The following is a 25,671-nucleotide window of genomic DNA, read 5'->3' on the forward strand; positions in this document are numbered from 1 at the left end:
CGGCCATACCTGATGGCGATTTTGACCCATGCCCGCAACCGCCTATCACCAGCCAGATTCCCGGCGTAGCTTGCTCCCCGCCAAAGCCAACGCCCCTTCCCGTTTCTTTTTTCCCCTGCTGTTTCTGCTCCTTTCGGGCTGCATGCCGAAAGCCAACACCCTCGGGTTACCTGCCATACCCGCGCAACTGTTGGCTAACCGCTACCTCACCGCCGACGGTTCCATACTCCCCATCAGGCAATGGCCACCCCAAAAAAACACCACCATTCAGGCCGTTCTAATAGCCATCCATGGCTTTAACGATTACAGCAACTCCTTCCAACAGCCTGCCGAATTTTTTAGCCAGCAGGGGATCGCCTGTTACGCCTATGACCAACGCGGCTTTGGCAGCACCCCCCAGCGCGGCTTATGGGCCGGAACCCCGACTTATGTCCAGGATTTAACTTTGTTTATCCGCCTTATCAGGAATAAGCACCCCCACTTGCCTATTTTTTTACTCGGCGAAAGCATGGGCGGCGCCGTGGTGATCGCCACCATGGCGCAAACGCCAAGGCCGGACGTCGCCGGCATCATCCTCTCCGCACCTGCGGTTTGGGCCAGAAACACCATGCCTTGGTACCAACAGGCCTTGCTCTGGTCACTCGCCCATACCCTGCCATCACTGACGCTGACCGGAAGGGGGCTCAAAATACAGGCATCTGACAACATCCCCATGCTTAAAGCCTTAAGCCGCGACCCGCTGGTCATTAAAGCCACCCGCGTCGAGGCCTTGTGGGGCTTGGCGGATTTGATGGACATCGCCCAGCAGCAGGCCGGGCAACTTAACCTGCCCGGCCTGCTGCTTTACGGCGACAACGACCAAATCATCCCCCCACAGCCCACTTACCAATTTTTAAGTAAATTCCTACAAACCCGCCCCCCCAAAAAGTCCGTGGCTTTTTATAAAAACGGCTACCACATGCTCTTGCGGGACATCAACGCCTTTATTGTCTGGCAGGACATCTTCGCGTGGATAAAATCACCGGCAACGGCACTGCCTTCTGCCGCTGACCGCTATGCAAAACAGCGGCTGGATGTTGACGGGAACCCATCGGCAAAAATTTGACCCGCCCAATAAGATATTCTTGAACCCGGGGCATGGCGCCACTTACCGGATGGACGGATAAATAACCTTTTGCTTTTATTGGCCATGCGCCACAACAGGAAACCGGACGCCTTAAGAAATGCCGTAATGCTCCAATTTTTTACGCAAGGTACTGCGGCTTAAGCCTAAGACTTTGGCGGCTTTAGTTTGATTATGCCCCGAATGGGTTAGGGCTGCTTCCAGCAGGGGTTTTTCCACTTCACAGATAACCATGGCATGAAGGTTAACCGCGTCGTGGTCGCTTAATTGTGCAAAATACAGCTCAAGCGTCTGTTTGACATAAGCGGATAACGGGACTGGGATATTGATGGTGGGGGGATTATTACTCATGATTTCGGCACAATGTTTAGAAGCTTCCATGGGTTATTCAGCACTTGCGTTGGTCAGAGGATGGAAAAATGAATCGATCAGAGCGATTTGTTCGGCGGGTCGTTGCGCCTGATTGATGGCGTTTTGAGTGCTTTGCGGCATAGCCAGGGCTTGGCAATACCAGACGATATGCTTCCGGGCTATTCTAACACCAGAAATGTCGCCGTAGAAGAGGTAAAGTGCCTCGAGATGTTCGACCAACAGTTGCCAGACACTGGACAAGTCCGGCTTAGCAATTAGCTTACCAGTATTAAGGAAGTGGTTGATTTGTTGGAAAATCCAGGGATTGCCTTGGGCGGCCCGACCAATCATAAGGGCATCCGCTCCGGTCAGCTCCAAAACCTGCTTCGCCTTTTCTGGCGAATCAATATCGCCGTTAGCGACAACCGGGATATTGACGGATTGCTTAACTTGGCGGATGGTCTCGTATTCGGCCATGCCTGCAAATTTGCAGGCACGGGTGCGGCCATGGACCGTCAATGCGGCGATACCCGCCGCTTCGGCAATCTTAGCAATGGCCACGGCATTACGGTTTTGCAAATCCCATCCCGTGCGGATTTTCAGCGTGACCGGGACATTTACGGCGTTGACAACGGCGTCAAGGATTTCCGTCACCAAGCCTTCATTTTTTAACAAAGCGGAACCCGCAGCGACCGAGCAAACCTTTTTTGCCGGACACCCCATATTGATGTCAATCATTTCCGCGCCACGTTGGACATTAAAACGTGCCGCCTCCGCCATTTGACCGGGGTCGGTGCCCAGTATCTGGACAGAACGCAGGCCGGTTTCGCCAGTATGGTCGGTTTTGAGCAAGGTGCGCTTATGCCCCCTCAACGCGGGATTGGAGGCAACCATCTCCGAGACGGCGAGCCCCGCGCCAAATTTCCGGCACAACGTCCGGAACGGGCGGTCACTGATGCCGGCCATCGGCGCGAGTATCAAAGGGTTGGCGAGTTTATGATGGCCTATCAGCATGGCGAGGGGGATCCGGAAATGGCAAAAGGGCGCGTATCATACCCTAAAATAAGGCTCCGACAATACGATACGAGCCCTTTCAAAGGCTAGCATACGGAGACCCACAGCACTTTTTATGCCCTCCGTAAACTGGTGGTGAATAAACTATCTGGAATATGGCCTCATGCCTCCAGTCACTGGCGTATCATGACTCGGCAGATTCATTCCAAATCGGGTTGTCGCGGTCCTCGTCGGTCAGCTTGGCATTGTCATGCGGGTAGATATGCCAAAATGATTGGTCGATTTTGGCATTGCTATAGCTCTCTTTCTTGTCATGGGTGAACGGGCACCACCAGTTTTCAACGATTTTCACCATATAAGCATGCCATTCAAACAAAGCGACGCTGTATGGGCAATACCAAGTGCAGTTTAAGATCCAAAACAGCCTGAATTGCGACAGGCTGCCATAAAACGTCGGCTTCATGGTGATTTGGCTTTTCATTGTGTATCGGTGGCTGGCACGGTCAGGGATGAAATCCGACCATTTCTTGAGGTTTTTAGCACCCACAAACAGCAGATGGTAGTAAGTCATATACGCGCTTAAAATGACAAACGGCAAAGTCAGGATAGGCAGATACACCAACACCATCCCGACCGCCCGTTTCCAAACGGGCATTTTGTCGTGGTGTTTGCCGATTTCTACACGGACGCAATTTTCACAAGCTTTCATTAAGTTGACTCCTCATTATTAGTATTGTTGTTAGCGGTTTCTTGATTTATTGGGGATGTTCCGCCGTGCGGGTATATGAGCCTAAAAAGGCTCAAACAGCCCCCACAGCAAAATTTCTTGATACCGTCGCTATCGGTTTGGGTAAATCCTTCAAGTTTTACGGGTTGGCCGCACAATGTGCAAGACTCTTTTTCCATAATGGCAACCTGCCTTAATGATTTTACGCCTTCATTATTTTACAAACTGGATGAAACTGAACAAAAAAAGGTTTTCAGGTAGTCCGTTTCAGGAATAGCAGGGTCTATCGGATGGTCAGGGCCTTGCCCTAAGTTAGCGAAAAAAGTCAGATGCCGGTCAATATGCCGCCCCGATGAGCGCAAAATTTCCTGTAAATTGTCCCGGCTTAAGTGGAATGAACAAGAGGCCGACACCAGCACGCCGTTTTTCCCCAGCACTTGCAAGGCAAGATGGTTCAAGCGGCGATACGCTTCATAACCTTGTTTGAAATCTTTTTTACGCTTGATTAAGGCAGGCGGGTCAAGGACGATGATGTCATAAACTTGATTGTCCAGCCGCGCCTGTTTTAAAAAGTCAAACACGTCGCTACGCACAAATTGCATACAATCTGCGACCCCATTGAGTCTGGCACTTTCTGCCGCCAGTGTCAACGCGCCTTCCGAGGCGTCCACGCAGGTGACTTCCGCCGCTCCGGCACGGGCTGCCGGTATCCCCCAAGCCCCGGTATAAGAAAACAAATCCAACACCCGCAAACCCTTTGCCAAACCCGCCAATTGCGCCCGGCTGCTACGGTGGTCGTAAAACCAACCGGTTTTCTGCCCATCCAAAATATTGACATAAAATTGCGCACCATTTTCTTCAATGGCCAGCGTGCCAGGCAGTTCACCGTAAGCGACTTCTGAAGCCAAGCTTAACCCTTCCAATTCCCGTTGGCTGTTATCATTTTTCAGCACAATGGCGCTAGGGGCGAACAGTTCGACCAAAGCGTCCAATAGTGCCGTTTTCCGTTGTTCGATCCCGGCGGTGGTGATTTGCACAGAGAACACATCGCCAAAACGGTCGATCACCAAACCAGGCAGGCCGTCACTTTCACCAAAAGCTAGGCGGTAGTATGGCTTGTCGAAAACCTTTTCCCGTAAGGCCAAGGCGGTGCTTAGGCGCTCCTTAAAAAAGTTTTGCCCGCATTTGAGGTTGGCTTTTCTCGATAACAGCCGTGCACAGACCAAGGTATTGGGGTTGACATAAGCTGTCCCCATGGCCTTGCCGTCCGCACTATGGATTTGCACCAAACCGCCTGCCGTAAATTGGTCTAAAGGCGAGCGTTGCATGTCAATTTCGTTGCTGAACACCCACAAATGGCCTTTACGCAGGCGTTGGTCTTCGTGTTTTTTTAGATAAAGTACAGGATGTGCCATATTAATAAGCCAAATCGAAAGTATAACCGCCCACGTTTTGGGTGGTCGGGGCGATATGCAACCTCAGCTCCACCATTGCATCGGGTTGGATGCTTGCGGCTTCAGGATTGAGCAAGTAGTCTTTAAGACGGAAGCGGCGGTGCGCTATGGCATTGCCCTCATAATCTTGTAGCGTCAGGTCAATCTCAGGGTAAGTTTGGGCAAATGCCGCTTGGTTGACAACCAAAACCTTAAACAAATGCCCGTGGTCGGGCAGCGGCTCCAGAGCGTTGCTGACGATGGCCAGTTCAGCGGCATTTTGATATGCCGGCAACGGGCATTTAAGAGGCTGGCAAAAACGCCGCAGCATGTGGTTTTGGCTGATCCCGTCGCCATGGAAATAGAGCAGCTGCCCTGCCAGTAACAGCAAACCTGCCAATACTCCTGACCGCCAATGCGGGTTGGCCACTTGCCGGGCTTGTTCCCACGGCAACATGGCGGGGCTATCCGGCCCGCTTAGCCGGTACCGTCCTGAAAACACACCGGGTTTATGGCCATGCCTATTGGACGCCCCCTGGACTGGCGCAAAAGGCGGTATCCGCGTAGAACCCGATACCCCCTCCCCACTGGACGCAAGCCGTGCATCATGACGGGTATCGCTAAGCTGTTCCAATGCGTCAAAGTGGATGCCGCATTGGGGGCAATATAAGATGGCCCGCGTCACACGCAATTGCTCTGCCGTCAGCTCTTGTTGTTGGCTACAATTCGGGCATAGCGTGAACATGGCGTCAGGGTTTGCAGCCGTCCAACCTGATCCAGTCTTCTTGCTGCACAGGCAATGCAAAATTGATGGCCTGCCGGTAGGCGTCCATCACCGCGCCGCTTTGGTCATGCAAGATGCCCGACAAGACCAGTTGCCCGCCCGGGGCGACCAAAGCACTGATAGGGGCAGCCAATTCAATCAGGGGTTTTGCGAGAATATTCGCCAACACCACATCCGCCTGGACGGGTTTGAACTGTTCGGGGAGATAACAGATGATCTTGTCTTGGACATTGTTTTTTAAGGCATTGTCGCGGGTTGCGGTCAGGGCCTGGGGGTCTATGTCAACGGCAAGCGCCGATTCAGCGCCCAACAACACCGCCGCCACCGCCAAAATCCCCGAACCGCAGCCATAATCAATCACGGTTTTACCCGACAAATCATGGCTGGCCAACCATTCCAGGCATAAGGCTGTCGTCGGGTGCGTGCCCGTGCCAAACGCCAATCCCGGATCCAATGTCAGGCAAACCGTACCGGTTTCATGTTGCTCTTGTCCGGTCGGGCACACCCACAGTCTGCCGGCAAATTTCATGGGATGGTAGTATTCCATCCACGCCCGTTCCCACGCTTGGTCGGCAACGGCCTCATATTGCCAAGCCAACAAATCTTGGGCCGGAAATTGTCCATAAACCTTAGCCTTTATGGTCTCCGGTTCTGAATCCAGCTCAAACAAAGCGATCACTTGCGTACGTGTCCAGATCTTAGTCTCACCGATGGCCGGTTCGTAGACCGGTTCGTCTTCCGCATCCATATAGGTCACCGACACCGCGCCTTGACGGTCAAAAAAATCGGCTAGCGTGGGGGCTAAATGTTCAAGGGTGGTGACGGTAATTTGATGCCAAGGCATAGGAAGCAGAAGGTAAAATAAGTGTGGGACAGATAACCAAAAGAGGGCATGCAGCCCATAGGAACGGCAACATGGTTATCCGGTTAATGGAAAACGCGGAAGAGACTGTGAAAGAATTATTTTATGTCCACGAAAATCACGAAAAAACACGAAAATGTAAAACCAGATTAGATATAAGTTATTGAAAGTTATTGAAAGTTATTATTTAAGTGTTTCGTGTTTTTTGTGGACAATCATTAATTCTTAGAGCATTTTGCAATATTTTCACAGTCTCGGAAGCCTATGCATAAAAAACACGGCAACCTTATTTAAGTGGACGGTTACAGCATGGCCGCACTTATCGCAGGGCTTCCTAACACAGATGATAGGCGACGGCTATCCTTGTTATTGATTTGTTGGTCTCATGGTCCCCATCATCAAAAGCGACACCGGCTCCGGGCAGGAAATATTCATTGTCATGCGTCGCCGCATAAACAACTTGGCATTTCAATAACAAAAGCTCGTCCTCAAGATAAATTTTGAGGATACCTGAGTGGGAATTATGCCCAGGGGATATTTCAGGATCAGCTTCCGACAAAAATGCACCGCTTAAGCTAATGTTGCTGACTTTGCCAGCGTATTTTTTGCCATCAATAAAAAAAAAGTACCTAAGGTCACTGGGCAATCGCGTATGCCTACGCTTGTCTACTGGTGGAGCCGCCATATTTTTATCCTTTTATAATAATGATACTGCCGCAAACTAAGCCGTAGCCATATCCCGTAATGGCCTTGCCAAGGCACGAAGCGGATCTAGCGGCAAATAGGCAACCGATAAACACGTCCCGCCGGATCCGCTTCGTGGCTTTTGGCTCCGGTTTGCCACTGGCACCAGTGGCGCAAACCGGAGGTTACAGGATAGATTAGATCTATTGGGCCTGGCAGGGATTGGCTAAAAACTAAGCGGGGTCTGACCGTAGGAAGGAAACATAAACCGTATGCTCAATAAATCCCCAATTTTTTTTCCAAATAATGGATGTTCTGCCCGCCCGCCATAAACGCACTGTCATTCATAATGTCTTGCTGGAGAGGGATGTTGGTTTTGATACCATCAATGATGATCTCACTTAACGCCGTGTTCATACGGGCAATCGCACCTTTGCGGGTTTCACCGTGGGCGATGAGCTTGCCAATCATCGAATCATAGTAAGGTGGCACTTTATAACCGTTGTAAATATGCGTTTCGCAACGGATACCGGGGCCGCCGGGCATATGGAACTGGTCTATTTTGCCTGGGCAAGGCATAAAAGTATGGGGGTCTTCGGCATTCAGGCGGCATTCAATCGCATGTCCCTGGATTTTGACTTGGTCTTGGGTAATGGACAAGCGTTCGCCCGCGGCAATGCGCAGCTGTTCCTTGACAATGTCAAACCCGGTGACCATTTCCGTAACCGGATGCTCAACCTGCACACGGGTGTTCATTTCAATGAAATAAAACTCGCCTTTCTCATACAGGAATTCAAACGTGCCGGCACCGAGATAGCCGATGTCAACACAGGCTTTCGCGCAACGCTCACCGATAGTTTTGCGTTGCTCTTCGGTGATGCCAGGGGCCGGCGCTTCTTCCACGACTTTTTGGTGGCGGCGTTGCATGGAGCAGTCACGCTCCCCCAAGTGTATTGCATTGCCATAGGAATCGGCCATGACTTGGAATTCGATATGGCGGGGGTCTTCCAGGAACTTTTCCATGTACACGGTGGCATTACCGAATGCGCTGCCCGCTTCGGCTTTGGTCATGGCAATCGCATTGATCAGTGCGGCTTCGGTATGTACGGTACGCATACCCCGGCCACCGCCACCGCCGGCCGCTTTGATGATGACCGGATAACCAATTTCATGGGCAAGCTTGAGATTTTTTTTATTATCGTCTGACAAAGGGTCATTATTGCCCGGCACACAGGGGATGCCTGCCGCCAACATGGCGTTTTTGGCGGAAATTTTGTCACCCATCATGCGGATGGTGTCGGCATTCGGGCCAATAAACACAAACCCGCTTTGTTTGACTTTTTCAGCGAAGTCAGCGTTTTCAGACAAAAACCCATAGCCGGGATGAATGGCTTCGGCATCGGTGACTTCGGCGGCACTGATAATGGCCGGAATATTCAGATAGCTATCCGTGGATGAAGCGGGGCCTATGCAGACTGACTCGTCAGCAAGGCGGACGTGTTTCAGGTCGCGGTCGGCTTCAGAATGGACGGCAACCACTTTAACCCCCAGTTCCCTACAGGCGCGTAAAATGCGCAGGGCGATTTCGCCACGGTTGGCGATAACGATTTTATCGAACATGATTTTCCCGTTTCCTTAATTGTTCGTTATTCAATGATGAATAAAGGCTGTCCGTATTCGACGGGTTCGGCGTTATCCACCAGGATTTGCTTGATGGTGCCGCTTGCATCGGATTCAATCTGGTTAAGGATTTTCATCGCTTCGATGATGCATAAGGTGTCGCCTGCCTGTACAGTTTGCCCGACTTCGACAAACACTTTGGTGCCAGGTGATGCCGAACGGTAAAAAGTGCCGACCATTGGCGATTTGACGACATGGCCACTAACGGCCTCTTCGGCAGGGGCGGAAAGTTGCGCGATGGTAGTTCCGCTGATGGCTGGCGCTATTTGAGGGGCGTATGCAGCGGGTGCCGGAGCGGCTGAGTAGCGGCTGATGCGTATGCTTTCTTCGCCTTCTTTGACTTCCAGCTCAGCAATACCCGATTTTTCAATCATTTCGATAAGTTTTTTAATTTTTCTAATATCCATTGTATTTATTGTCTCTCGGCTAATATCTGATGCGCGGCCTGCAAGGCCAATTCGTATCCGGTTGCCCCCAATCCACAAATAACGCCTTTGGCAATATCTGAGAAATAGGAGTGTTTTCTAAAAGGTTCACGGGCATAAACGTTCGATAGATGAACCTCAATAAAGGGGATCTGGGTAGCCAGCAAGGCATCACGGATAGCCACACTGGTATGCGTAAAGGCGGCAGGGTTAATGATAATGAAATCAACGGCCACGCGATAGGACTGGTGGATCAGTTCGACGAGCTCGTGTTCTGCGTTGGTTTGATAAAAGGCCAGCTGATGGTTTAGCCCGACAGCCCGCTGCTCCAATAAGGCCTTGATATCCGCCAAAGTCTTATTACCGTAATGGCCGGGTTCACGTAACCCCAACAGGTTTAAATTTGGGCCATTTAGTACGGTAATTGTTGCCATTTAAGGAATTGTCGATACGGGGTTAAGGGGCATTTTAACCGCGTAATTTTACCGTTTTGCAGGATTTTGTCCATCTATTGTTTTTTTTGACAATACCGCAAACGCATAAAAATCATGCTTAAAATGACTAATAACCTAGCGATAGAGTACACTATTACGCATTTATCAGACAGTCGGGCACGATGACAATGAGAAACAATGTACACCTGCATGAAATCAACAAATTTGGTTCCATGGCGGAACGCTGGTGGGACACCCAAGGCGAATTCAAGACCTTGCACGACATAAACCCGTTGCGGCTTGAGTTTATACGGCAATATGCCGGAATCGCCGGCAAACGCATTGTCGATGTCGGTTGCGGTGGCGGCATCTTGACCGAAGCGCTTGCCAAACAGGGCGCCGACGCATTGGGTATCGACCTTAGTGAAGAATTGGTCGACATTGCCGACCTACACGGGCTCGAATCCGGGGTTAATGCCCATTACCAAAAAATCAGTGTCGAGGAACTCGCCGAGCAACAACCAGGGAGCTTCGACCATGTCACCTGCATGGAGATGCTTGAACATGTCCCTGACCCTGGCTCCATCATCACGGCTTGCAGCCAATTGGTCAAGCCTGGCGGCAAAGTGTTTTTCTCAACCTTAAACCGGCAACCGAAAGCGTATCTATTAGCCATAGTCGCGGCTGAACATCTGCTGCAAATGCTGCCTAAAGGCACACATGACTTTAAAACTTTCATCAAACCTTCTGAACTTTGCCAGACGGCACGTTCCGCAGGATTGGCCTTGCAAGGCATGGTCGGGATTGAATACAACCCGTTCAACAAGCAGTTTAGTTTGGGCAAAGATATTGGCGTCAATTACATCGCCGCCTTTGAACGCGCCGAGTGACCCGCAATGCCAACAGATTTTAACTTGTCATGCGTGCTGTTCGACCTTGATGGCACCCTCGTGGATACCGCCCCAGACCTGATTGCCTGCATGAACAAGGCCTTCCGGCACCACGGTTTTCCCATGGTGGATCCCGAAGCAATCAAACCCTTCATCTCTTTCGGGGCGATGGCCATGATTAAGGATTGCCTGGGCGATACGGCAACGGCGCAAGAGCAGGACGCCATATTGACAAGCATGCTCGATTTTTATCAGGACAATATCGCCGAACACAGCGTGTTTTTCACTGGCATCCTTGACACTTTGACAGAAATTGAAGCCCGTGACTTGAAGTGGGGGGTCGTGACCAACAAACGCGAGCGCTTTACTTTGCCATTGATGGAGGCCTTGCAATTGACTGGCCGCGCCGCCTGCATCATCAGCGGCGACACCACCGGCCACCCCAAGCCCCACCCGGAACCGATGCTGGAAGCCTGTAAACGTGCCGCCGTGAACCCTTTAGAATGTGTCTACATTGGCGACGCCCCCCATGACATCACCGCCGGCAAGAATGCACAAATGAAGACACTGGCGGCGGCATACGGCTATCTAAAACCCGATGACCAGCCGGAAACGTGGGGCGCCGATGCGTTGATCACTACCCCCGCACAAATTTTAACTTGGATAGACACCGCCTTATGCCGTTAAACAACCACGTCATCTTAATCACCGGGGCGGGCGGCGGCTTAGGCGGCACGGCCGCCTTAGCGCTCGCCAAACAAGGTGCGCAGATCATTTTGCTCGACAAGCTGATCCCCAAACTGGAAGCGGTTTATGACCGCATCGTCGCAGCAAACGCCCCGGAACCGATTATGTACCCGTTCGATTTGGCGGGCGCGAACGAAAACGACTACCTGGAACTGGCAGAACGGGTCGGTGACAAATACGGCTCGTTACAAGGCTTGCTACACTCGGCAGTTGAATTTAGCCATTTTACCCCCGTGTCGCAAACCAGCACCAAGGACTGGGGACAGGCGATAAGCGTCAACCTAAATGCCCCGTTTTTGCTGTGCCGGGTGCTGCTGCCCTTATTACAAAAAAGCACGCACGCGTCCATTGTCTTCACCTCGGATTCTTCCGCACGGGCTGCACCCGCTTATTCAGGCGCGTACGGCGTGTCCAAAATAGCCTTGGAAGGTTTTGCAAAAATCCTGGCGGAAGAATTGGAAGCAACCTCCACAATCAGAGTCAACACCCTGATCCCCGGGCCGGTGGATTCGCCATTGCGGAAACGCGCCTACCCTGCCGAAGACAAAACCCGTTTGCCGGCAATGGAATCGTTGGCTTCGGCTTACCTTTACTTGTTAGGCCCACAAAGTATCGGCATCACGGGCCAAACCGTCGATGCCCGTACATTCCACTTATAACAAAACGATTATGGCTGAGAAAGAAACAATTATTTTGACCCGCGATGTCAATATCGTGACGATCCCAGATGGCACGGTAGGCATGTTGCGTCAAGGCATGGAAGTTACGGTGCACCAAGCGTTGGGCGATAACTTTACCGTGATAACCGATTATGGCCACATGGTGCGGATTGCCGGAAGCGATGCCGACGCCCTCGGCAAAGAGCCGCAACAGCTGCATACCTTAGCGTCGGAAACGAGCGCCGAAGCGGTCGAGCAAAATTGCTGGGAAGTGATGCGCACAGTTTATGACCCGGAAATCCCGGTCAACATCGTCGAGCTGGGCCTGGTTTATTATTGCAAAGTCAGTCCGGTTGGTGACAGCCAGTATGACGTGCAGATCATGATGACCTTAACCGCCCCCGGTTGCGGCATGGGGCCGGTCATCCAAGGCGATGTCGAAAAAGGCATCCGTGCCTTGCCAGGTGTCGCCAGTGTCAATGTGGAAGTCGTCCTAGACCCGCCTTGGTCGCGCGACATGATGTCGGAAGTTGCCAAATTGCAATTGGGGCTGTATTAATTTTGTGAAATATTACCGTCTTTCTTGCTATTCTAACGGACAGAACCTATGCTCTTGGCCATTTGCTGCCTTAAGTAAAAATATCCAATGTCCGCATTACATAATGAACTCATCAAAATCCTTGAAGATGAAAAGCTGACCCCTTATTTTCAGCCAATCGTATCAATTGCCCATAAGAAAATCATCGGTTACGAGGCCCTGATCCGGGGCCCGTCTGGCAGCCCTTTATACACGCCGTTCGTGCTGTTCACCACGGCGGACCGTTTCGACTTAAGCAACAAACTGGAATACCTTTCCCGTGAGATTAGCCTGAAGCACTACGCCAGCCTAAACCTCAATGAAAAGTTGTTTATCAACGTCAGCCCTTCGGTGCTGCTGCACCCCGATTTTAAAACCACCATCACCCGCCATTTCCACAATGAATTTGGCCTCGACCCCACTTCGGTGGTCATTGAAATCACCGAACACCAGGCGACCGACAGTTACCGGCTCATGCGGGATGTCGTTGGCCATTGCCGCGACATAGGCTTCCAAATCGCCCTGGATGATTTGGGTGCGGGCTATTCTGGCCTACGGTTATGGACAGAATTACAGCCCGATTATGTGAAAATAGACAAGCATTTCATCGAAGGGCTACACAAAGATACGGTCAAATCCCATTTTGTGCGCTCCATCCAAAGCATAGCCAGCTCGCTGCGTTGCCATGTGATCGCCGAAGGCGTGGAAACCGAAGAAGAATTCAAGGCCATAGAAAAACTGGGCATCCATTATGCCCAAGGCTTTTATTTCGCAAAACCTGCGCCCGTACCTTTAGAAAAAATTGATTCCGCACTGATGGCGACGGAATCCCCGTCACCCCAATCGCCCAACCCCTACCACTCCAATACGGCGCAGCATATAGTCAGTTATATTTCGCCATTGTCCGCAGAAACGTGTATCGGCGATGTCATGCAATGGTTTCAAGGCAATAGTGAATTGACCATACTGCCACTGGTTGACAATGGCCAGGCTTCAGGCCTGATGTTTAGGGAGCGTTTTTTTGCCAAACTGTTTTCCAGCCGCTATGGACTGGAGCTGTATGGCAAGAAACCAGCCAAGTCGTTTGTAGAGAAACAACCGCTCAGTTTTGAACAAGATACGCCGCTGGAATCGGTCAGCCAACAACTGACATCAGCCCTAGGGAATGAAACGGCTTTTGTCATTACCGACAAGGGAGCCTATGTCGGTGTCGGCACCGTACGGGATTTGCTGGAAGTGATCACCCGCCAACAAATCCAGAACGCCAAGCATGCCAACCCGCTGACGTTATTGCCGGGCAGCGTGCCCGTCAACGATTACATCAACCGCTTGCTGGCAAACCACCAGGCCTTCGCGGTCGGCTATTTTGATCTGGATAACTTCAAACCGTTTAATGATGTCTATGGCTACAGTGCCGGCGATGACATCATCAAAGCCGTCGCCGAAACCCTGCAGTTCCACATTGGCAAGGATTGCGGCTTGGTGGGGCACATCGGCGGTGATGACTTTATTGTCGTGTTCACCTGCGATAATTGGCTCCAATGCTGCGAAGACATTTTGGCAGCCTTTGAAAAACGGGTGCCACAATACTACCGTGCGGATGACAGCAAAGCGGGCGGCATTTATGCGGAAGACCGCTCCGGCACCCCCTGTTTTTTCCCGCTGATCAGCTTATCGGTGGGCATAGTAGCCCCCGACGCTTGCTGCCGATGCCAATCCCATGTCGATATTGCCGATTTGGCGGCTAGCGCGAAGAAATCCGCCAAACAAACGCCAGGCAACAGTTATTTTGTTAATGGAATCATGTAAAAGACGGATAGGGTCTTGGGCAAGCGATACCCCATGTGCCGTCCCCTTCCTTAACAATGACAAGGCCAATTATTGACATAAAAATTTTCCTGTTATCATGTGCAGCTAAAATCTAGCCCAATCAACTATGGATAGGCAGGTTCCATTAACACCATATCAGAACAAACATGACAAAACCTCCCCCTATCGGTCAGGTAATGCTCGATATTGCTGGCTTGACGCTATCCCCCATCGAGCAAGAGCTTATCAACCACCGCAATACGGGAGCGGTGATCCTCTTCTCCCGCAACTTTCAAAACCCGGAACAAGTCGCCGAGCTCATCAGCGGCATCCGGGCCGCACGGGATGGCGACATCCTGATTGCCGTTGACCAAGAGGGTGGCAGGGTACAACGTTTCCAAACAGGTTTTACCCGTTTGCCGGCCGCCGCACGTTTTGAGCAAGCCCCCCATTTGGCGCAATCGGCAGGCTGGTTAATGGCGGCGGAATTGCTGGCGGTGGGGGTGGACTTTAGTTTCGCGCCCGTCCTGGATGTCGATTGCGGGGTCAGCGAAATTATCGGTGACCGCGCCTTTTCCCGCGACCCCGGCCAGGTCACCTTACTGGCCGGGTTGTTCAAACAAGGCATGAAAGTCGCCGGCATGGCGGCGACAGGCAAACATTTCCCCGGGCATGGGGCCGTTGCCTTAGATTCGCATCTGGCCTTACCCGTAGACAAGCGTGACCTGGACACCATCCGCAACCATGATTTGCTCCCGTTCAAACAGCTGATTGCAGAAGGCCTTGAAGGCGTCATGTTGGCGCATATTGTTTACCCCAATATTGACCCTAATGCGGCGGGATTTTCACCGTTCTGGATACAACAGGTTTTGCGTAAGGAACTCAACTTTCAAGGCGTCGTGTTTAGCGATGACTTAAGCATGGAAGGGGCGGCATCCGTTGGCGGTTTCGCCGAGCGTGCCCGGCTCGCACAAGAAGCCGGCTGCGATATGATTTTGGTCTGCAACAACCCTGCGGCTGCGGAACAAGTGCTGGAAACGCTCCCGGACAGCATCGACCCGCTTCGTGAGGGGCGGTTATCACAAATGAGGGGAAAAGCGCGGATAGGCTGGGAACAGCTCCATGAATCACAAAAATGGCAAACCATAACATCGCTCATCAAGCAATTTAACGGCAATTAATCTAGCAAAACCATCACAAGCCCATGCTCAACGAAATCAAACACGTCCAGGACACCGCCGAACTGCTCCACAGTGCCCAGGAAGTTGAAGCCGCGCTGGATGACATGGCCGGCCAAATCAACACCAAACTCGCCGACACCAACCCGATTGTCCTTTGTGTCATGAACGGTGGCGTTGTCATTGCCGGCAAATTGCTGCCCCGCCTGGACATCCCCTTGAATGTCGACGCCATCAATGCCAGCCGGTATCAAAACCAAACCTCCGGCGGGGCTATCGAATGGGTGCTCAAACCGCAATTGCCGCTCAAAGGCCGCACAGTCCTGATCATTGACGATATCCTGGACGAAGGCATCACCTTATTGGCAATCCGCCAATATTGCCTGGACGAAGGCGCGGATGCGGTTTACAGCGCGGTGCTGATCGACAAGCAGCTAGGCAGGGAAAAACCCATTAAAGCGGACTTTGTCGGCCTGGAAGCCGCCAACCGTTATCTGTTCGGCTATGGCATGGATTACAAAGGCTATTTACGTAATGCCGCAGGCATTTATGCCTGCCAAATCGACAACCAGGAATAACCCATGACCCAACTGGCTATTATTGGCGGCACTGGACTGACCCAGCTCAGTGGCTTAACCATCATCAAGCGCGAGCAGCTAACAACACCTTATGGCAGCCCTTCCGCCGATTTCATTACGGGCGAACTCAACCAAAAGCCAGTGGTTTTCCTCGCCAGGCACGGCAACCCCCACACCCTAGCCCCGCATAAAATCAACTACCGCGCCAATATCTGGGGACTGAAACAACTGGGTGTCGAGGACATTATCGCCGTCGCTGCCGTCGGCGGCATCACTGCGGCCATGCAACCCGCCCATATCGTCATCCCTGACCAAATCATCGACTATACCTATAGCCGCAAACAGACGTTTTTTGACGACGGCAACTATCCGGTCAAGCATATTGATTTTACTTTTCCGTACAGCCCGACATTACGCAGCGCCTTAATCGCCGCCGCTAGCCAAGCCGGCATCACCATCAGCGGAAGGGGCACGTATGGCTGCACCCAAGGCCCGCGTTTGGAAACGATTGCCGAAATCAACCGCATGGAACGCGATGGCTGCGACTTGGTCGGCATGACCGGAATGCCTGAAGCATCCTTGGCAAAAGAACTGGACATCAATTACGCCTCCGTATCGGTGGTCGCCAACTGGGCGGCGGGCAAAAGCGAGGGGGAGATCACCATGCCAGAAATTGAACAAAACTTGCATATCGGGATGGCAAATACCGCGAAATTATTGGAAGCATTTATTGGGCTGGCGTAACCCTGCCCTATGAACGCCCAACAACGCTTAGCGATATTTGACCGCTTGGCCGCCGCCATACCAGAACCCGCCACAGAACTTAACTACAGCAACCCGTTCGAATTGCTGGTCGCCGTTGTGCTGTCCGCCCAAGCGACCGATAAAGGGGTCAATAAGGCAACGGCGCAATTGTTTCCGGTCGCCAATACCCCTGAAAGCATTTTAGCCCTGGGAACCGACGGTTTAAAAACTTACATCAAAACCATCGGGCTCTTTAACAGCAAGGCGGCGAACATCATTACGCTCTGCCAACAATTGCTGGCCAACCACGGCGGGCAAGTCCCGGACACCCGCGAACACTTGGAAGCCTTGGCGGGAGTCGGCAGAAAAACGGCAAATGTCATACTTAACACCGCGTTCGGGCAACCAACCATCGCTGTTGACACGCATATCTTCCGGGTCGCCAACCGCACCCGCCTCGCACCTGGCAAGACCGTGCTTGAAGTGGAACAAAAACTCGACAAATGGACTCCAAAAAACCACAAAAAGGCGGCGCATCATTTACTGATCTTGCATGGCCGTTACACCTGTATGGCCAGAAAACCTAAATGCAACGAATGTGTTATCGTTGACTTGTGCGAATATCGGGAAAAAACCAATTCAGGAAGCATTCAGCCGCCAGACCTTTTAATCACCAAGCCACAAAGATTGTAATTTTTTCTAACAGAAGTATATTTACCGCGTGTTCGGCACTGCTTGGACATGCACCCTGCGATACGAAGCCCGTGTCGTTTTACCCACGCAACACACTTTATTAGGAAGACACACCATGAAAACAAATAATAAATCCCCATTAATCGCCGCCATGGGCGTAGCGATCATGTCATCTTTTTCAGCCACTGCGAATGCTGAAGCCAACCCGTTCGGCATGACAGAATTATCATCAGGCTATATGCAAGTTGCTGAAGCCAAAGCCCCGGAAATGAAATGTGGCGCCTCCATGAACATGGGCGGTGCGGCAAAAACCGCCGAAGGCGCTTGTGCCGGTGCCAAGACACCAGCCAAAACCGCAGCAAAAGCCACTGAAGGCAAATGCGGCGACATGATGGATGGCGACAAAATGAAAAAAGGCATGGAATCCGCTTGCGGCGCCATGATGAAAGGCAAAGAAGGTGCTTGCGGTGAAATGATGAAAGGCGAAAGCATGAAAGGCAAAGAAGGCGCTTGTGGTGCCGGCATGAAAATGCCCGAAGGCAAATGTGGCGCGCAATGCGGTGAGGCCATGAAAAACTGTGCCGCAGTAAAAGCTAAAGAAGGCAATTGTGGTGCGCAAATGAAAGGTTGCGGCGAAGCCATGCAAGGTTGTTCTGAAATGATGAAAGGCAAAGAAGGCGCTTGCGCGGCTACTGTAAAACCTGCCGCTCCAGCCGCTGCCGTCCCAGCTCCAGCCAAAAAATAAGGCTTACTGTTTAAACCACAGTTAAATCAGGAGGATATAACTTTATATCCTCCTTTTCTTTTACTATTGCACAGGTGTTCTTATGGACACAATACAACAACGCCTTAACGGGGCGGGTTTAGGTTTACGCCGCAGCTTCTTGGGCCAAGTGATCGAAACGCCACCCTCGGCTGTTGATTTCTACGAAGTCGCGCCCGAAAATTGGATCACCATGGGCGGCAAACTCGGCAAACAGTTCCGGGCCATGACCGAACGCTTCCCCTTTGTGTGCCATGGCCTGTCATTATCCTTAGGCAGCACCGACCCGCTGGATGAAACGTTCGTCCGCGCCGTCAAAGATTTTATGCACGAACACCAGATGAAACTCTACAGCGAGCATCTGAGTTATTGCAGCCAAGACGGGCATCTGTACGATTTGCTGCCGATCCCGTTTACCTCAGAAGCCGTCAGCCATGTCGCCGCACGGATCAAACGGGTGCAGGACATCCTTGAGCAAAAAATTGCCATCGAAAACGTCTCGTATTACGCCGCCCCTGGCCAAGAAATGACCGAGCTGGACTTTTTCAACGCCGTCGTGCAAGAAGCGGATTGTGATGTCCTGCTGGACGTGAACAATATTTACGTCAATAGCGTCAATCACGGCTACGACCCCGAAGCCTTCCTTAAGGCCATCCCGGCGCAACGCATTGTCTATGCCCATATTGCCGGGCATTATGTCGAAGCCGATGATTTTTTGGTGGACACCCACGGCGCGGAAATTATCGACCCCGTCTGGAAGCTGCTGGGCAAAGCCTACGAATGGCACGGCGTGTTCCCGACCTTGCTGGAACGTGACTTCAATATCCCCGAAATGGCGGAACTGGTCCGCGAAGTCAACACCATCAAATCCATACAAAACGCATGGCAACAACACCATGCCCAACAATCCGCCTAACACCGTGATGAAAGCCAATTTTGCCGCCAAACAACGCGAATTTGTCGCTTACATCCGCGACCCCGGACACAATCCCGCACCCGCTGACGTAAGGCTTCCGCGCATTGATATGTACCGGGAACTTTTATTCAATAACATCAATAATTTTTTGGCCAGCAATTTCCCGGTGCTTCGGCAAATCATTGATGATGCCCAATGGGAAGCGTTGGCACGGGATTTTTTCGCCCGGCATGCGTGCAGTTCGCCGTATTTTTCCGAAATACCTGAAGAATTCTTGGCCTACCTGCAAAACGAACGCGATAACGCCGATGATTTTCCCTTTATGCTGGAACTTGCGCATTACGAATGGGTGGAAATGGCCGTTGCCATTGCCAAAGAAGTGACGCCCGCCAACAGTTTGCCGCCAGACAATTTAGCCGGGCATAGGATCAGCTTGTCGCCAGTCGCTTGGCCTTTGGCCTACCAATATCCCGTACATAAGATCGCCCCGTCGTTCTTACCCACTGAACCGCCCGCACAACCGACTTTTCTGATCGTCTACCGTAACCCGGAAGATGATGTCCAGTTCCTTGAAATAACCCCAATGACCTACCGCCTATTGGAAATTTTGCAAGGCAATGGCCAATCGCTTGCCACGGACTGCTTACAGCAAATCGCCACAGAAATGCAGCACCCCCAGCCGGAGATGATTGTCACCGCTGGCCTGCAGATTCTGGAAGGCTTGGCGGAAAAGGCGATCATCGCCGTCGAGGGTTGACCCGCACTATTATCGCCACATTGCGTGGCCATCGCCCATAGGCCAGCTGTGATAGGGCGCTACGTTAACCGTTACCGAATTTGCCTTCTTCCGCGCCCCCGGACACACCAGACCCCGTACAGTCCAGGACAAACCCATACCCCTTTATCCGATCACACCAGGGCGCGTCAACTTGAACCCGCCCGCCGGGTTACAGCCTTCTTCTGGGCCTATTGACGTGTTGTTGCAACTTAGCGGCCCTGGTTTTGTCAATTTCAAGCGGCTTAACCCAATACCGGCACAAAAACACTAAAATGCCCCCTAAACCACCGGAAAACCAGTTTATTAATTTTCACAGTGTCAATAATAATTTTTGATTTACAAGTCTACATAATAAGATTTTAATAACGCTTTTATTACACAGGAATTAAAATGACTAAAACCTCGACTAAATCACCCGCTAAAACCGGTGCCCCCAGCACCACCGAACCCGATCAAGATGATGATGATATTTTTGATGCCGATTTTGTATCTTTACCTGAAAGCCTTGAAAAAGAGACCATTAAAAGGGACGCGCGCAGGAAAATTGAAATTTACTGGGAAAAGAAACAACTTAGGGAACAATTCGAAGATTTTGACGAATCAGAATTTGGTTTCTGACTGTTATAAGCCATCAATTTAAAGCCTTTTAAAGCATACCCCCTACGTATTGCTGAAACCTCCCCATTGAAACACGCCTTCAAGAGCAATTTTCACCGTTTGCGCCCTAATCTGATGCCGATCCCCAGAAAATTGCTTTTTGGCAACCCTAAGGCCTCCCCCCTTATTTGTCCATGCAATAAACACCGTACCAACGGGTTTGTCAGGTGTTCCGCCATCTGGCCCTGCAACTCCGGTAACGGCAATGGCAATATCGGCATCGCTACGCGCTAATGCCCCCGCCACCATTTCCGTTGCCGTCTCTTTGCTCACCGCCCCATAACGTTCAAGCGTTTGCGGGTTGACACCCAACATTTCCACTTTCGCTAAATTGCTATAGGTCACAAAGCCACGGTCAAACCATGCCGAACTGCCGGGAATTTCGGTGATGGTTTGCGCAATCCAGCCCCCCGTACACGATTCGGCCGTCACGATAACCGCGCCTTGCCCGGACAAAAATTGGCCGAGCCGCCCGGCCAATTCCAGCAAATGCCCGTCCATATCCATTAGTGCCAACCACCGTATTGTGTGGTCGGGTCGCCACGAAATCCGGTTGAGGTTTTATTCGCATCAGGCGCGTTAATCATGCTCTCGGCGGCGACCACCATATTGGCGCGGGTATAGCCGCCTAAGGCTTGGGCTTTTTTGGCAATTGCAGTGGTTAAAGGATTAATGTCGTAGGTGTTGATGGACGGATCAACCACCGCAGCAAGCAGCGGCCCGGTTGTGGCAGAAACGTTGAGAATCACTGGCAACGGGGTATTTTCAGGCACCTCTAACCGGTAGCGCCCGTTATCTAAGACGGCACTGAGAAGCAGGCGGTTTTGCGCATCGTTCAGTTCAACGCTGCCTGCCTTCACCGTGCCATTTTTGTCACTGACCGTGCCTTGCAACACCGTCGCGCTAAGGAATTTTTTAGTGCCCTGTTGGATGGCTACGGTATGCGGCGTGTTTTTCTCGCAAGCCGTGATAATTGACGCAATACCCAAGGCCAACAGCATGGAGATATGATGCAGCTTGATGCCGCGCCAAGTAATCGGGGTGTTCATAATAAACTCCGTAAAATTGCATGAGCCGCCTTTTAATCATGTTTTTTGCGGATTTGCAAGGGATTATGCCAGACCTAGAACCTGCCCACATCACTGACGCTTGCCCACCTTACACATTGCTGGCTGAAAAATTGGCATAAGCCATATGACACAGTTAACGGGGTATTTATAAGCCATATCACACAAACATCCCCTATAACAAACCAATGCTTAGCCTAAATCATTAGGTAAACCAGTGGGTTATATATATGGTGCGTTTATTGCCTTTTATGCTTAGCGGTCGGATTTTCGGTTTGCCTCAGGCAACGCCATGGGCTTGGGATGTTTACAAATGCTGGTCATGCAAAACCTTAAACCCCAATTTCTGTGGTGGGCCGACTTATCGTGGCATCCGACAATCGGCCGCACCGAAGATGATGCCCTTATATGGCCACGGATTGTGGATTGACAGCCCTCCTCTCTGGCTAGCCGTAAGGGGCCCATTTAATCCCGTTGTTTTTGCCACGCTAAAACGGCATAAAATCCCGTAACCTGACCTCAAGGAAAAACCATGTTATTTCGGACGTTACTTTTTTTCACTGCATTTTTACTGTCCTCCATTGCGGCGGCGGAGCATTTGGATATCCATCAGCTCACGTCTTTAGTCCCCGAACCCAACATCAAGCCCACTTATGGCGGCTCTGACAACAAAACCTATAAATCAGGCGGCATCGGCATACTTGTTTATGATGGCGCCAATTCCATTGATGCTTTGGGGCCTTTTCAAGTGTTCAGTTCAGCTGGATTGAAGCCGCAACTCATTTCCGCCAGCAAAAACGAAACGGGCAAATACAAAAGGGACATCACTTTTAACAACGGACTAAAAATCGCGGCCAATAGGACAATAGCCAACACCCATGACCTTGAAGTGTTGGTGGTGCCTGGCGGCGCGTTTGAGACCATCCAAATGGCCAAAAACGCCGAGGTGCTTAACTGGATCAAAGCAGTCCATCAAAAAACCATCTACACGACCAGCGTTTGCACGGGTTCCTGGATTCTTGGGGCGGCGGGTTTGCTGCAAGGGAAACAAGCCACCAGCAACTGGTATCGGACGGACGAGTTGCTTACGCATTTCGGGGCGACACCCAAACCCAGCCACCGTTATATTTTTGACGGCAAGCTGATAACCGCCAATGGGGTCACGGCGGGTATTGACATGGCCCTCGCCATTGTCAAAAAAGTTTTTGCCAACGACCTTAATAACGGCGAAGACTATACCCAAGCCGTGATGCTGGATCTCCAATATGACCCGGATGCCCCGGTCCGTGGCGGCTCACCCGAAAAGACAGAACCTGCCGTGTTTGATGGAATGCAATATATGTACGACTTTTACGATCTGGCCAATGCCGTAAAACAGATACCCATCCAATAGACGGGGCCCTCAAATAATGGCCTGTATCCGGCTATCGCGGGATACAGGCCACATTGGCAAGGCCAACGGGTTACACGGGCATCACGTCCAGCAAAGCCCCATGAAACAACCTAGGAAAAACACCGCCGGCAAGCGCAGTTTGCCTGAGTCGCCAGGCCAATAGCAAACCGCCTTACCCAATCATTAGCTTGACCGGCTTTGGCCACTAAACACGGTATCCGGATCAAAATCAGTGGCTATGTCACCGTTAATTATGGAAGCCTTAAACGACGCGGCTTTAAGCAAAAACTACAATCCGCATGAAATAAGGCTTTTCACAGAAAATAAAATTTCTTCAACAATTAACGGTGACATAGCCAAATCAGTTGAATTGCCCCCAACCCAAATCCAAACTCCTATCAAGCAACCAAAACAGGGCAATGCTGGCGATTAGCCAAGAGCCCAGGCCAAACGTCAGGCGCTGGTAACACCAAGTCTGGCGCAGGTAAAAAGCCAGCGGCAGAAACACACCGACTATCGCAAACTGCCCGGCCTCCACACCCAAATTAAAACCGACCAAAGCCAGCGCCAAGGCACCGGTGGGCAAGCCTAAATCAGCCAGCACACTGGCGAAACCCAAACCATGGACCAAACCGAAACCAAAGGCCATCAGCCAAATGCGCTTAATGACCAAAGGGTAGATATTGTTCAATGCCGCCAGCAGCACCGAGGCAGCTATCGCGGATTCCACCCAACGCGATGGCAAATTAAGGAATTGCAAGGTCGCCAAACTTAAGGTGATGGAATGCGCCAAGGTAAACGCGGTGACAATCTTGGCAACTTCGATAAACGCGGTGCGGAACTGCCTGACGGGCTGCCAACGGCTATCCGCACGCCACAATACGGCGGGCAGTAGCAGGCTGACCAGGAACAGGATGTGGTCATAGCCTATCCAGATATGCCAGACCCCTTCTTGGGCAAACTCACTGAACGCGCGCCAGTTTGATGGCTGCCCCAACTGTAGCTCACGTAGCGGCTGATCCGGGCTTAACACGGCCGTTTGGGTTTGCCCTTGGTTTTGTAAGCGCAGCAAGCCCCGGTGCGACGGGTCAAGGTCAAAAAACAAACGGTAATCCACCCCTAAAACCCGCGCCGTCACCGGGCAAACAACGGAAAACTGCAGCACGGCATAGGCCCCGTCGGTGTGCTTGTCCACCTGATGGTTGACAGGTTCAAGGGTGCAAGCCTGATGGTTGGCGTTGATAGCTAAATGCGCAAACGCATAAGCGTCTATCTGTGCCTGATGCCGTTGCAATTCGCCCCAGGTAATCCGGCTGTCGCCATCATCATCCAAACCCAATGCATAATTGAGGTCGCGCAAGGCAATATCCCATTGCCCGCTGATAGCCTGTTCCTGGCGGCTTATCGACAAATAACTGTCGCTAGGCTTATGGGCCGAAACGGGCATCGCCAATAGCCCCAAACAAATCACCAGTAAAATGCGCATCAGCGTGCCTCCAGTTTGGCAAGAAAGGGTTGCAATTGCCTGTCTTGCAGCTTGGTTTGGTTTAACCAGGCCAATACGGGATGGGCCGCCGCAGGCTTGCCGGATGCCAATGCGGCTTCCAGCACCAATCGGGCATCCCACGGTTCGTGTTGTACTTGCCAGTTCTCCAAAGCCAACCGCAGCGCGGTTTCCGGTTGTTTGGCAAGCACTAAATTAAAGCGCGCCTCTTCCCGTTGATGGATGTTTTCACCCCGTAGCCGATAAGCGTCTATCCGGCGTTGCAACTCGCCGATATGTTGCGGCAATAGCTTGGAGCCGGTGGCTTGTTCGGCTAAAGCCAAACGCAATAACAGGCCATCAGGGCGGGTATCGTCCTTCAGCAAGGCCAGCACCTCTGCGGGGCGGTGCTGGTCCAGCAAAAAATCGCTATAGGCGCTTAACAGATAGGCATCACGCCGCTGCAAAGCCATCGCCTGTAAAAAATGCGCCTTGGCGTTCCGGTCATCGCCTAAGCGGGCGGCGATTTCAGCCAACACCGTCAGCGTCCAGAGCCTAGTTTGCACATCGGTTTCCGCCGTATTGGCAAGGGCTTCCTGCAATAATGGGTACGCTTGCCGACCTGAACCACTCAGGCTGGCGGCGTTAGCCAGACAGGCCGTAGCCGGCAAAGTCGCGCCCAAGCGTTTAAGCATCGCGCAACTACGCAGTGACGCTTCATAGTCGCCGCGCACCGTTTGGATCACAGCTTGGGCCAACCAGGCTTGGGCGTTGCTTGGCCTGTTGGCGAGCACGTCCTGCAAATCCTGTAATGCGCCATTAAAATCATGCCGATGTTGCCGGATGGTCGCCCGTACCATCAACACCTCAACAGGCGGTTGGGCTTGCCGCCACCAGGTTTTCACCGCCGCTTCGGCATAACCGTAATAACGCGGGTCGGCCTCGGTTCGGGCGGATTCCAATAAGCGGGTGGCGACCTCGGTTGCTAAAGGCAGATTGTCGGGATTGGCATTGAGCTGGCGCTGCAACAACCTCAGTTCCAGATCAGCCGGGTTGTTAAGGGCTGGCAATTGCTCCAGCACCTCATCGGAAGACTTGGGGATATACGGCGCCGCCAGACTGGTGCCTGACAACATCCAGAACAGCATGGCCCAAGCAAGGGCAGATAATCTTGGCATGGCTAAACCCGGCAGGAAAATGATAAAAAAACGGCGGGGCGTTG

General features: G+C 51.8%; 30 protein-coding genes. 15 read left to right on the forward strand and 15 right to left on the reverse strand.

Annotated elements, in window-relative coordinates:
* The first annotated feature begins 28 nt into the window (after positions 1-28).
* Positions 29-1,105 carry an alpha/beta hydrolase gene (locus tag METMI_RS0102585; RefSeq protein ID WP_019864649.1) on the forward strand — a complete coding sequence of 359 codons (1,077 nt, stop codon included), beginning with the start codon at positions 29-31 and terminating at the stop codon, positions 1,103-1,105.
* 111 nt (positions 1,106-1,216) lie between these two features.
* On the opposite strand, the gene METMI_RS0102590 is transcribed toward METMI_RS0102585, so the two are convergent.
* The 11 genes from METMI_RS0102590 to aroQ all read right to left on the reverse strand — a co-directional run bounded on the left by METMI_RS0102590 (position 1,217) and on the right by aroQ (position 9,517).
* Positions 1,217-1,474 carry a helix-turn-helix domain-containing protein gene (locus METMI_RS0102590; RefSeq protein ID WP_051102394.1) on the reverse strand — a complete coding sequence of 86 codons (258 nt, stop codon included), beginning with the start codon at positions 1,472-1,474 and terminating at the stop codon, positions 1,217-1,219.
* 33 nt (positions 1,475-1,507) lie between these two features.
* Entirely contained in the window at positions 1,508-2,488 is a 981-nt protein-coding gene (gene dusB, locus METMI_RS0102595; protein ID WP_019864652.1) for a tRNA dihydrouridine synthase DusB, read from the reverse strand.
* A gap of 184 nt (positions 2,489-2,672) precedes the next feature.
* On the reverse strand, positions 2,673-3,197 hold the full coding sequence (locus METMI_RS0102600) for a hypothetical protein (RefSeq protein ID WP_019864653.1): 525 nt from the start codon (positions 3,195-3,197) through the stop codon (positions 2,673-2,675).
* Positions 3,197-3,394, reverse strand: a complete 198-nt coding sequence (locus tag METMI_RS28380; protein ID WP_232215169.1) for a heavy metal translocating P-type ATPase metal-binding domain-containing protein — start codon at positions 3,392-3,394, stop codon at positions 3,197-3,199. The genes METMI_RS0102600 and METMI_RS28380 overlap by 1 nt, the downstream gene beginning before the upstream one ends.
* A gap of 39 nt (positions 3,395-3,433) precedes the next feature.
* Positions 3,434-4,630, reverse strand: coding sequence for a class I SAM-dependent rRNA methyltransferase (locus METMI_RS0102605; RefSeq protein ID WP_019864654.1), 1,197 nt, complete (start codon positions 4,628-4,630; stop codon positions 3,434-3,436).
* A gap of 1 nt (position 4,631) precedes the next feature.
* Positions 4,632-5,393, reverse strand: coding sequence for a DUF3426 domain-containing protein (locus METMI_RS25235; protein ID WP_019864655.1), 762 nt, complete (start codon positions 5,391-5,393; stop codon positions 4,632-4,634).
* A gap of 4 nt (positions 5,394-5,397) precedes the next feature.
* Complete coding sequence (prmA, locus tag METMI_RS0102615; RefSeq protein ID WP_019864656.1) at positions 5,398-6,276, reverse strand: 50S ribosomal protein L11 methyltransferase; 879 nt, start codon at positions 6,274-6,276, stop codon at positions 5,398-5,400.
* A gap of 352 nt (positions 6,277-6,628) precedes the next feature.
* Positions 6,629-6,979, reverse strand: a complete 351-nt coding sequence (locus METMI_RS0102620) for a PilZ domain-containing protein (protein ID WP_083930150.1) — start codon at positions 6,977-6,979, stop codon at positions 6,629-6,631.
* Between the two features lie 275 nt (positions 6,980-7,254).
* Positions 7,255-8,598 carry an acetyl-CoA carboxylase biotin carboxylase subunit gene (gene accC, locus METMI_RS0102625; RefSeq protein WP_019864660.1) on the reverse strand — a complete coding sequence of 448 codons (1,344 nt, stop codon included), beginning with the start codon at positions 8,596-8,598 and terminating at the stop codon, positions 7,255-7,257.
* A 26-nt stretch (positions 8,599-8,624) separates the two neighbouring features.
* Positions 8,625-9,065, reverse strand: coding sequence for an acetyl-CoA carboxylase biotin carboxyl carrier protein (accB, locus tag METMI_RS0102630; protein ID WP_019864662.1), 441 nt, complete (start codon positions 9,063-9,065; stop codon positions 8,625-8,627).
* A 5-nt stretch (positions 9,066-9,070) separates the two neighbouring features.
* Positions 9,071-9,517, reverse strand: a complete 447-nt coding sequence (aroQ, locus tag METMI_RS0102635; protein ID WP_019864663.1) for a type II 3-dehydroquinate dehydratase — start codon at positions 9,515-9,517, stop codon at positions 9,071-9,073.
* Between the two features lie 182 nt (positions 9,518-9,699).
* Here aroQ and ubiG point away from each other — a divergent pair, with 182 nt between their 5' ends.
* The 13 genes from ubiG (at position 9,700) to METMI_RS0102700 (ending at position 20,467) form a co-directional block, all read left to right on the forward strand.
* Positions 9,700-10,407, forward strand: a complete 708-nt coding sequence (ubiG, locus tag METMI_RS0102640) for a bifunctional 2-polyprenyl-6-hydroxyphenol methylase/3-demethylubiquinol 3-O-methyltransferase UbiG (protein WP_029151451.1) — start codon at positions 9,700-9,702, stop codon at positions 10,405-10,407.
* 6 nt (positions 10,408-10,413) lie between these two features.
* A complete protein-coding gene (locus METMI_RS0102645; RefSeq protein WP_019864665.1) occupies positions 10,414-11,094 on the forward strand; it encodes an HAD family hydrolase in 681 nt (226 codons plus the stop codon).
* Positions 11,085-11,813 (forward strand): SDR family NAD(P)-dependent oxidoreductase, encoded by a 729-nt coding sequence (locus METMI_RS0102650; protein ID WP_019864666.1) that lies wholly within the window; start codon positions 11,085-11,087, stop codon positions 11,811-11,813. The genes METMI_RS0102645 and METMI_RS0102650 overlap by 10 nt, the downstream gene beginning before the upstream one ends.
* 10 nt (positions 11,814-11,823) lie before the next feature.
* Complete coding sequence (gene sufT, locus METMI_RS0102655) at positions 11,824-12,372, forward strand: putative Fe-S cluster assembly protein SufT (RefSeq protein ID WP_029151452.1); 549 nt, start codon at positions 11,824-11,826, stop codon at positions 12,370-12,372.
* A gap of 87 nt (positions 12,373-12,459) precedes the next feature.
* On the forward strand, positions 12,460-14,199 hold the full coding sequence (locus tag METMI_RS0102660) for a GGDEF domain-containing protein (protein WP_019864668.1): 1,740 nt from the start codon (positions 12,460-12,462) through the stop codon (positions 14,197-14,199).
* 167 nt (positions 14,200-14,366) lie between these two features.
* The gene (nagZ, locus tag METMI_RS0102665; RefSeq protein ID WP_029151453.1) at positions 14,367-15,380 is read left to right on the forward strand and encodes a beta-N-acetylhexosaminidase; all 1,014 of its coding nucleotides are present in this window, start codon (positions 14,367-14,369) and stop codon (positions 15,378-15,380) included.
* A 23-nt stretch (positions 15,381-15,403) separates the two neighbouring features.
* Positions 15,404-15,955 carry a hypoxanthine-guanine phosphoribosyltransferase gene (locus tag METMI_RS0102670; protein ID WP_019864670.1) on the forward strand — a complete coding sequence of 184 codons (552 nt, stop codon included), beginning with the start codon at positions 15,404-15,406 and terminating at the stop codon, positions 15,953-15,955.
* Between the two features lie 3 nt (positions 15,956-15,958).
* Positions 15,959-16,699: an S-methyl-5'-thioinosine phosphorylase gene (locus METMI_RS0102675; RefSeq protein ID WP_019864671.1), complete on the forward strand. Its 741-nt coding sequence runs from the start codon at positions 15,959-15,961 to the stop codon at positions 16,697-16,699.
* Positions 16,700-16,708: 9 nt separating this feature from the next.
* Positions 16,709-17,392 (forward strand): endonuclease III, encoded by a 684-nt coding sequence (gene nth, locus METMI_RS0102680; protein WP_019864672.1) that lies wholly within the window; start codon positions 16,709-16,711, stop codon positions 17,390-17,392.
* Positions 17,393-17,507: 115 nt separating this feature from the next.
* Positions 17,508-18,137, forward strand: a complete 630-nt coding sequence (locus METMI_RS26005; protein ID WP_019864673.1) for a hypothetical protein — start codon at positions 17,508-17,510, stop codon at positions 18,135-18,137.
* Between the two features lie 82 nt (positions 18,138-18,219).
* Positions 18,220-19,071, forward strand: a complete 852-nt coding sequence (locus METMI_RS0102690) for an HvfB family MNIO-type RiPP peptide maturase (protein WP_019864674.1) — start codon at positions 18,220-18,222, stop codon at positions 19,069-19,071.
* The gene (locus METMI_RS0102695) at positions 19,052-19,828 is read left to right on the forward strand and encodes an HvfC family RiPP maturation protein (protein WP_019864675.1); all 777 of its coding nucleotides are present in this window, start codon (positions 19,052-19,054) and stop codon (positions 19,826-19,828) included. The genes METMI_RS0102690 and METMI_RS0102695 overlap by 20 nt, the downstream gene beginning before the upstream one ends.
* Positions 19,829-20,239: 411 nt before the next feature.
* Positions 20,240-20,467, forward strand: a complete 228-nt coding sequence (locus METMI_RS0102700; protein WP_019864676.1) for a PA3496 family putative envelope integrity protein — start codon at positions 20,240-20,242, stop codon at positions 20,465-20,467.
* Between the two features lie 42 nt (positions 20,468-20,509).
* Here METMI_RS0102700 and METMI_RS0102705 read toward each other — a convergent pair whose 3' ends face one another.
* On the reverse strand, positions 20,510-21,007 hold the full coding sequence (locus METMI_RS0102705; RefSeq protein ID WP_040572876.1) for a CinA family protein: 498 nt from the start codon (positions 21,005-21,007) through the stop codon (positions 20,510-20,512).
* 5 nt (positions 21,008-21,012) lie between these two features.
* Entirely contained in the window at positions 21,013-21,555 is a 543-nt protein-coding gene (locus METMI_RS0102710; RefSeq protein WP_019864678.1) for a hypothetical protein, read from the reverse strand.
* Between the two features lie 550 nt (positions 21,556-22,105).
* Between METMI_RS0102710 and METMI_RS23010 the strand changes: the two genes are divergently transcribed.
* Positions 22,106-22,966, forward strand: a complete 861-nt coding sequence (locus METMI_RS23010; protein WP_019864681.1) for a DJ-1/PfpI family protein — start codon at positions 22,106-22,108, stop codon at positions 22,964-22,966.
* 361 nt (positions 22,967-23,327) lie between these two features.
* Here METMI_RS23010 and METMI_RS0102735 read toward each other — a convergent pair whose 3' ends face one another.
* Positions 23,328-24,452, reverse strand: a complete 1,125-nt coding sequence (locus tag METMI_RS0102735; protein ID WP_019864682.1) for a HupE/UreJ family protein — start codon at positions 24,450-24,452, stop codon at positions 23,328-23,330.
* Positions 24,452-25,627: a tetratricopeptide repeat protein gene (locus tag METMI_RS23015; protein ID WP_040572758.1), complete on the reverse strand. Its 1,176-nt coding sequence runs from the start codon at positions 25,625-25,627 to the stop codon at positions 24,452-24,454. The genes METMI_RS0102735 and METMI_RS23015 overlap by 1 nt, the downstream gene beginning before the upstream one ends.
* Positions 25,628-25,671 lie beyond the last annotated feature (44 nt).

Origin of the sequence: Methylovulum miyakonense HT12 (assembly GCF_000384075.1) — a bacterium.
Lineage (GTDB): Bacteria > Pseudomonadota > Gammaproteobacteria > Methylococcales > Methylomonadaceae > Methylovulum > Methylovulum miyakonense.